Source organism: Belnapia sp., assembly GCF_059504005.1.
In genome coordinates, this window is the sequence record NZ_JCACHU010000048.1 from 83,618 (window position 1) to 91,431 (window position 7,814).

The 7,814-nt window shown below is 71.5% G+C and carries 8 protein-coding genes; 5 read left to right on the forward strand and 3 right to left on the reverse strand.

The window, feature by feature from the left end; all coding sequences use genetic code 11:
* Positions 1 to 14: 14 nt before the first annotated feature.
* Positions 15 to 1,154, forward strand: coding sequence for an NAD(P)H-dependent flavin oxidoreductase (locus tag AC5JJ1_RS07975; RefSeq protein WP_495784576.1), 1,140 nt, complete (start codon positions 15 to 17; stop codon positions 1,152 to 1,154).
* On the opposite strand, the gene nrfD is transcribed toward AC5JJ1_RS07975, so the two are convergent.
* From nrfD to AC5JJ1_RS07990, 3 genes are read right to left on the reverse strand one after another with little or no spacing between them, the layout of a single operon-like run.
* The gene (nrfD, locus tag AC5JJ1_RS07980) at positions 1,096 to 2,172 is read right to left on the reverse strand and encodes an NrfD/PsrC family molybdoenzyme membrane anchor subunit (protein WP_495784577.1); all 1,077 of its coding nucleotides are present in this window, start codon (positions 2,170 to 2,172) and stop codon (positions 1,096 to 1,098) included. The genes AC5JJ1_RS07975 and nrfD overlap by 59 nt on opposite strands.
* A 2-nt stretch (positions 2,173 to 2,174) precedes the next feature.
* Positions 2,175 to 3,083: a 4Fe-4S dicluster domain-containing protein gene (locus tag AC5JJ1_RS07985; protein ID WP_495784578.1), complete on the reverse strand. Its 909-nt coding sequence runs from the start codon at positions 3,081 to 3,083 to the stop codon at positions 2,175 to 2,177.
* Between the two features lie 16 nt (positions 3,084 to 3,099).
* A complete protein-coding gene (locus tag AC5JJ1_RS07990) occupies positions 3,100 to 3,321 on the reverse strand; it encodes a hypothetical protein (RefSeq protein WP_495784579.1) in 222 nt (73 codons plus the stop codon).
* A 157-nt stretch (positions 3,322 to 3,478) separates the two neighbouring features.
* On the opposite strand from AC5JJ1_RS07990, the gene AC5JJ1_RS07995 reads away from it, so the two are divergent.
* From AC5JJ1_RS07995 to fdhD, 4 genes are read left to right on the forward strand one after another with little or no spacing between them, the layout of a single operon-like run.
* Positions 3,479 to 4,072 (forward strand): hypothetical protein, encoded by a 594-nt coding sequence (locus AC5JJ1_RS07995; RefSeq protein ID WP_495784580.1) that lies wholly within the window; start codon positions 3,479 to 3,481, stop codon positions 4,070 to 4,072.
* Positions 4,073 to 4,126: 54 nt separating this feature from the next.
* Positions 4,127 to 6,670, forward strand: coding sequence for a molybdopterin-dependent oxidoreductase (locus AC5JJ1_RS08000; protein ID WP_495784581.1), 2,544 nt, complete (start codon positions 4,127 to 4,129; stop codon positions 6,668 to 6,670).
* Entirely contained in the window at positions 6,660 to 6,971 is a 312-nt protein-coding gene (locus AC5JJ1_RS08005) for a hypothetical protein (protein WP_495784582.1), read from the forward strand. Before AC5JJ1_RS08000 ends, AC5JJ1_RS08005 begins: the two co-directional genes overlap by 11 nt.
* Positions 6,972 to 6,975: 4 nt before the next feature.
* Positions 6,976 to 7,785 (forward strand): formate dehydrogenase accessory sulfurtransferase FdhD, encoded by an 810-nt coding sequence (gene fdhD / locus AC5JJ1_RS08010; protein ID WP_495784583.1) that lies wholly within the window; start codon positions 6,976 to 6,978, stop codon positions 7,783 to 7,785.
* Positions 7,786 to 7,814 lie beyond the last annotated feature (29 nt).

Sequence of the window (7,814 nt, forward strand, 5' to 3'; positions counted from 1 at the left end):
CCATGGCAGCCGGCATGAACACGCCTCTCTGCCGCATGCTCGGCATCGGCTTCCCGCTGCTCGCCTTCAGCCATTGCCGCGACGTGGTGGCGGCGGTGAGCAGGGCGGGCGGCTTCGGCGTCTTCGGCGCCGCCGGCTACACGCCGGAGGAGCTGGAGCAGGAGCTGCGCTGGATCGACGCGCAGCTCGAGGGCCGGCCCTATGGCGTCGACCTGCTGATCCCGGAAAACCTGTCGGTCCGCACCGGGAGCGGCGCGAGCAATGCCGATCTGCTGGCGCAGGTCCCCGACCGGCACCGCGACTTCGTGCGCGACCTGCTGCGCCGGCATGGCGTCGACCCGGACCGGCCGCTCGGCGAACGGCGGCGCGACGATCCGGACCGGCCGCCGCCCTACCAGAGCGAGACGGGGGAGCGGCTGATGGAGGTCGCCTTCCGCCACCCGATCCGGCTGATCGCCAATGCGCTCGGCGTGCCGCCCGCCTCCATGCTGGCGCGGGCCAAGGCGGCCGGCATCCCCTGCGCCGCGCTGGTCGGGGCGCGGGAGCATGCGCTGCGCCAGGTGGAGGCGGGGGTCGACATCCTGGTGGCGCAGGGCGGCGAGGCGGGCGGGCATTGCGGCGAGGTCTCGACCATGGTGCTGGTGCCGGAGGTGCTGCGCGTCGCCGGCAACACGCCCGTGCTCGCCGCCGGCGGCATCATGACGGGCCGGCAGATGGCCGGCTGCATGGCGATGGGCGCCGCCGGCGTCTGGACCGGCTCGGTCTGGCTGGCGACGGCGGAGGCGGAGACCTCGCCCGTCTTCCGCGAGAAGATGGTGGCGGCGCGCTCGCGCGACACCGTGCGCTCGCGCGGGCGGACGGGGAAGCCGGCGCGCCAGCTCCGCTCCGCCTGGACCGAGGCCTGGGAGGGGCCGGACAGCCCCGGCACGCTGCCGATGCCGCTGCAGGGCCTGATCAGCGAGCCGGCCATGGCCCGGGCGAACCGCGCGGCCGAGGGCGGCCAGGCGGAGGCGCGGGCGCTGGTCAGCTATTTCGTCGGCCAAGGCGTCGGGCTGGTGGAGGGCGTGCAGTCCTGCCGCGGCGTCGTCGAGGGCTTCATGCAGGAATTCGCCGAGGCGCTCGAGGCGATGCGATCCCTCGCCGAGGGGGAGTAGCCCCCGGCAGGTTGTCCGGCTGGGCGAAGCGGAAGCTCGTCTCCGGCCTTCGCGCCGAGGCATCGCCCGCCGCCATGGTGGAGACGCGCAGCATCAGGCTGCCGCCGAGGATGGCGAGCGAGGCAAGGCGCGAGAGGCCGGGATGGCCGCCCTCGGCCAGCGAGAGCGCATGCAGGCCGAGCGGCAGCGCGGTGCCGAGGCCGGTCGCGCCGATGCGCTCCGTCCTGCCCCAGCCGCCGTCCAGCGCGCCGGCGACGCCTGCATCCTCGTACCGCCGCTTCTGCGCCGAGGACGCCGCAAGCTCCGCCGCCAGCGCCGCGACGGCGACGGCATCCAGCGCCCGCTTCGCCCGTCCCGGCGGCTCGGCCAGCGAGAGCGCCGCCGCCGCGCTGGCGATGGAGGAGCTGCCGAAGCGCACCGCGAGCGAGCGCGGCGCCGCGGCCCAGAGCGGCGTGCTCGTCGCCGCCAGCAGCGCGGCCGTGTAGGTCGACATCCCCGCGCCCACCGCCGCCGCCGGCAGCCCCGCCGCCCGCGCGGCGCGGCGCGGCCAAGGCAGCCGCGGCATCCGGTCGGCGATGAGCTGTAGCGCGCCCGCCACGCCGCTGAAGGCAGTGAAGCTCATCAGCAGCCAGGTGCCGATGCTCATCGGCGAGGTGGCCTTGGCGATGCGCAGCATGTTGTAGAAGCGCTGCGGCGTGTGCAGGTCCCAGACCAGCAGCGCCGAGCCGATGCTCGGCGCCAGCAGCGCGAGGTAGCGCCCGCGCCGCGCCGCGCGCCCCATCCGCGGCCGTGCCCGGTCGGCGAGCGCGGAGAGGATCGCCGACCCGCCCGAAAGCCCGGCGAGGAAGATGTAGCCGCCGACCACCCAGTTGTTGAAGGGCGCCTCCTTCAGCTGCGGCCGGCCGTAATAGGTCGGCCCCTGCCATTCGCCCTGCTGGCCCTGGGTGCCGCCCGTCGCGGTCGGCGGGGTGGGCGAGGCTTCCTCGGCGCCGAGGATCGCGGCCTTGGCTTCGGACATGCTCAGCCCCGCCGGTTGAAGGCGAAGAGCGCCGCGAGCGCCAGCCCCGCGACGGCGGCAAGGCCGGAGGCGAGGCTCGGTGCCACGCGGTTGGCGGGCCGCGTCGGCGCCGAGGGCAGGTTGTAGACCTCCGGCCGGTCGGTCAGCAGGAAGAAGGCGTTGAGATGGCCGAGGTCGCCCGTCGCCCCCGGCGCGCCCGGCGTGCCGTAGAGATAGGCGGTGGAGACGCCCTGCCCGTGCAGCTGCTCGACGCGCTCCTGCGCCCGCGCCTGGAGGTCCGGCAGCTCGCCGAACTGGATGCTGTCGGTCGGGCAGGCCTTGGCGCAGGCCGGCTCCAGCCCGCCCTTCAGCCGGTCGTAGCAGAGCGTGCACTTATGCGCCTTGCCGTCCAGCGTGCTGAGGTCGACGACGCCGAAGGGGCAGGCCGGGATGCAGTAGCCGCAGCCGTTGCAGATGTCCTGCTGCACGACGACGGTGTCGAACTCGGTCTTGAAGATCGCGCCGGTCGGGCAGGCCTCAAGGCAGGGGGCGTTGTGGCAGTGCTTGCAGACATCGCTGAGCATCAGCCAGCCGCCCTGGTAGGGGGGCTTGCCGGTGCTGCGCACGCCGGGCCCGCCATCCTGGCCCGTATGTTTCTCGACGAAGGCGACGTGCCGCCAGCTATTGGCCGAGAGCTGGCCGGTATTGTCGTAGCTGTGCCCGGTCAGGCCGATATTGTCGGCCGGCAGGTTGTTCCACTCCTTGCACGCCACCTCGCAGGCCTTGCAGCCGATGCAGACCGTGGTGTCGGTGAAGAAGCCGTAGGAGCGGCCGGGGACAATGCGGACGCCGGCGGTGAGCTCCGCCTCGTCCTCGATCATGCCGTCCAGTTCGGAGCCGGTGTAGTCCTGCGCGCGGGCATGCACGTCCATGGCTGGTGTCCTTACCCTAGCTTCGGGCCTCGACGGCATGCGCGACGAAGCCGATGACGTTGCGCGGCGCCGTGTAGCGCACCCGCACGCGCGCCTGGCGCTGCTGCAGGGGCTCCAGCTGGTCCGGCTCGCCGAGCGAGTCATGGCCGAGGATGAAGAGGTGGGAGACGCCCGCATCGTCGGTGAGCTGGAAGCGGCTCTCCTGCAGGATGGTGACGACCCCCTCCATGCTCCTCATCGATGCGGCTCCGCACACGCTGCTGGCGACCCATACGCGCCGATGCCGCCCCCTTTCCGTCGCCTTGTCGCAGTCGCGGAATGTTGACGGGCCGGCCACGCCACCCGCCGCCCGGCGCCGTGCTTATGGCCGCTGACGACGGGGTGGAGAGTGGCCTGTGGCGAGGATTCGTCGTGGCATCGCGGCGCGTGGCGCCCGCTTCCTGAAGGACTGGTCCCTGCCGCGGCAACTCGCGGGCGAGAGCCCGATGTCGGCGGCCGCCCGCAGCACCGCTTCGGAGCGTCTCCGCCCAAGGCTCGAGCAGGCGGACAAGGTCGGCACCAGCATCTGCCCCTTCTGCGCCGTCGGCTGCTCGCAGCTGGTCTATGCCAAGAACGGCAGGCCGATCCATATCGAGGGGGACCCGCGCAGCCCGGTCAACCAGGGCACGCTCTGCCCCAAGGGCGCCGGCACGCTCGGCGTGCTGCTGAGCCCGCAGCGGGTCACCAAGGTGCTCTACCGCGCCCCCTACGCGAAGGCGTGGGAGGAGCGGCCGCTGGACTGGGCGATGGAGCGCGTGGCGCAGCTGACCAAGCAGGCCCGCGACGAGACCTTCGTCGAGCGCCTGCCGGACGGCAAGGTCGTCAACCACACGCTCGGCATCGGCTCGCTCGGCGGCGCGACGCTCGACAATGAAGAGAACTACCTGATCAAGAAGCTCTTCAACGGTGGCCTCGGCATGGTCACCATAGAAAACCAGGCGAGAATCTGACACTCCTCCTCGGTGCCCAGTCTGGGCACCTCCTTCGGGCGCGGGGCCGCGACGATGGCCCTGTGGGACCTCGCGAATGCCGACTGGGTGATCACGATGGGCTCCAACATGGCGGAGAACCATCCGATCGCCTTCCGCTTCCTGGTGGAGGCGAAGCGGAAGGGTGCGACGCTCATCCATGTCGATCCGCGCTTCACCCGCACGGGCGCCAATTGCGACATCCACGCGCCGATCCGCTCCGGCTCCGACATCGCCTTCCTCGGCGGGATGATCCGCTACATTCTGGAGGGCGACCACTGGTTCCGCGACTTCGCGCTGGCCTACACCAACATCGCCCATATCATCGAGGACGGCTATGCCGACCCGGAGCAGGGCGACGGCATCTTCTCCGGCTTCGATGCGGAGCAGCGCAACTACAGCGAGGCGAGCTGGCAGTACAAGGGGAAGACCGTCCCCTCCTCCATCGCCGAGCATCGCGTGCAGGGCGAGCAGAAGGGCCCGCAGTCGCAAAGCATGGCCGAGGGCCCGCCGCCGACCGACCCGACGCTGCAGCACCCGAATTGCGTCTACCAGATCATGCGCCGACATTATGCGCGCTACACGCCGGAGATGGTGGAGAGCGTCACCGGCTGCCCGCGCGAGACCTTCCTCGCCATCTGCGAGGTGGTGACGAGGAATTCCGGCCGCGACCGCACCGGCGCCTTCGCCTATGCGGTGGGCTGGACGCACCATACCACCGGCGTGCAGATCATCCGCGCCGCGACCATCGTGCAGTCGCTGCTCGGCAATGTCGGGCGGCCGGGCGGCGGCATCATGGCGCTGCGCGGCCATACCAGCATCCAGGGCAGCACGGACATCCCGACGCTCTACAACATGCTGCCGACCTACCTGCCGCAGCCCAACGCCTTCCACGACCATGCGACGCTCAAGCGCTACATCGCCTCCGAGACGCCGGCGACCGGCTGGTGGCACAATTTCCCGAAATACATCGTCAGCCTGCTGAAGGCCTGGTACGGCGAGAACGCCACCGCCGCGAACGAATGGGGCTACCAGCACATCCCCAAGCTGACCGGCGACGTCTCGCAGCTGCCGATGACGCTCGCCATGACGCATGGCGTGGTCAAGGGGCAGTTCTTCATCGGCCAGAACCCGGTCGTCGGCGCCGTCAACACGGCGCTGGTGGAGAAGGGCCTCGCCCGCCTCGAATGGATGGTGGTGCGCGACCTCGCCATGACCGAGACGGCGAATTTCTGGGAGAAAGGCAACCGCATCCAGCGCGGCGAGGCGCGTCCGGAGGAGATCGGCACGGAGGTCTTCTTCTTCCCGAGCGCGATCTCGGCGGAGAAGGGCGGCACCGTCACCAATACCAGCCGCCTGGTGCAATGGCATGACGCGGTCTGCGAGCCGCCGGGCGACAGCCGCTCCGACCTCTGGTTCATCTACCATCTGGGGCGGCGGCTGAAGCAGCTCTATGCCGGCAGCACCCTGCCGCGCGACCGCGCGATCCAGGCGCTGACCTGGGACTATCCGGTGGTCGGCGACAAGGCGGAGCCGGATGCGGAGGCGGTGCTCCAGGAGATCAACGGCTGGACCGTCGCCGACCGCAAGCTCGTCTCCTCCTACCAGGAGCTGAAGGATGACGGCTCCACCGCCTGCGGCGGCTGGATGTATTCCGGCATCTTCCCGAAGGAGGGGCAGAACCAGGCGCGCTCCCGCAAGCCGGACAGGCCGGGCGGCCCCGGCAGCCATCTCGGCTGGGCCTTCGCCTGGCCGAGCAACCGCCGCACCCTCTACAACCGCGCCTCGGCCGACCCGGAGGGCAAGCCCTGGTCCGAGCGGAAGAAGATGGTCTGGTGGGACGAGGGCGAGGGGAAGTGGACCGGCACCGACGTGCCGGATTTCGAGCCGACCAAGCGCCCCGACTACCGCCCCGACTGGAGCCAGAAGCCGCAGGGCATGGAGGCGCTCGGCGGCGCCGACCCCTTTATCATGGAGGCCGACGGGCAGAGCATGCTCTTCGTCCCGAGCGGGCTGAAGGACGGGCCGCTGCCGACCTATTACGAGCCGCTCGAGAGCCCGGTGCGCAACCCCTTCTACCGCCAGCAGGGCAACCCCACGGCGAAGATCTGGGAGCAGCCGGGCAACGAACTGCACGAGGCGGGCGACCCGCGCTTCCCCTATGTGCTGACCACCTTCCGCCTGACCGAGCTGCATTGCGGCGGCGTGATGAGCCGCGTCGCGCCGCATACGGCGGAGCTGCAGCCCGAGGCCTTCGTCGAGATTCCGCCGGAGCTGGCGCGGGAGCTCGGCATCCGGCATCTCGGCTGGGCGACGCTCTCGACGCTGCGCGGCGAGGTGGAGATGCGGGCGATGGTGACGGAGCGGCTGACGCCCTTCGAGATCGGTGGCCGCCGCGTCTATCAGATCGGCGTTCCTTGGGTCTATGGCTGGGAGGGCTATGCGCGCGGCGATGTCGCCAATGTCCTGCTCGCCATCACCGGCGACGCGAATACCAGCATCCACACCACCAAGGCGCTGACCTGCAACCTGCGCGCGGGGCGCCGCGCCGGCGCCAGGGCGGGCCCCGATGCCGTCTGAGCGGCAGCTCAGCGCGAAGGCGGAGGGCGCGGCGGCGCTCGCCGCCCTCGACCGCGCCCTGGCGCAGCGGCCGAAGCGCGACGGCCATGCCTTCGCCGAGATGACGGAGCATCTCTGCACCATGCGCGACCTGTTGATCGGCCATGGCCGCCTGGGCGGCGCCGCGCCGCCGCTGCTGGAGCGTTTGAATTCCGTCATCAGCACGGCGCTGGCCGGGCATTTCCCACTCGGCAACACGCCATGGTCGGAGGTGGAGCATGCGCGTGGCGTGCTGTGCCGGCTGATCGAGGAGGCGGAATAGGGCGATGAGCCTCGCGGGGGAGGCCGCGGTCCAGGCCGGGAGTACGCGTTGCTGGCATGGCGATGGTTGGCATGCGGGGCATCGCCTCGTCCCGGCCGAGACGGCCATGTCCTTCAGCTACAACCGCCTCGGCCATGCGGTGATGATGGCGACGCCGGCCGACCTCGAAGATTTCGCCACGGGCTTCAGCCTGGCCGAGGGCATCGTCGCGCATCCGGCGGAGATCGAGGAGCTGGAGGTCATCCACACGCCGCTCGGCATCGAGCTGCGCATGTGGATCGACGCGGCCCGGCTCGGTGCGCTGGAGGCGCGCCGCCGCCATCTCGCCGGTCCGACCGGCTGCGGCCTCTGCGGGCTTGAGAGCCTGGCCGAGGCCGTGCGCAGCCTGCCCCGCGTGCCGCCCGGCCCGCGCCTCGCACCGGCCGACATCGCCGCCGCCATGGCGAGCCTCGCCCCCGCGCAGCACCTGCATGACGCGACGCGGGCGATGCATGCCGCGGGCTTCTGGCAGCCCGGCCGCGGGCTGCTGGCGCTGCGCGAGGATGTCGGCCGCCACAACGCGCTCGACAAGCTCGCCGGCGCGCTCGCGCGCGAGGGCATCGACGCCTCCGCCGGCGTGCTGGCGCTGACCAGCCGCATCAGCGTGGAGCTGGTGCAGAAGGCGGCGCGCATGGGCGCCGGCGTGCTCGCCGCCGTCTCCGCCCCGACCGCGCTCGCGCTGCGCTGCGCGGAGGCGGCAGGCCTCACGCTGATCGGCGTCGCGCGGGATGACGGCTTCGAGGTCTTCACCGGCGCGCATCGGCTAGATGGCTGAAATGTCACGCTGACTCGCCCGAACCACGG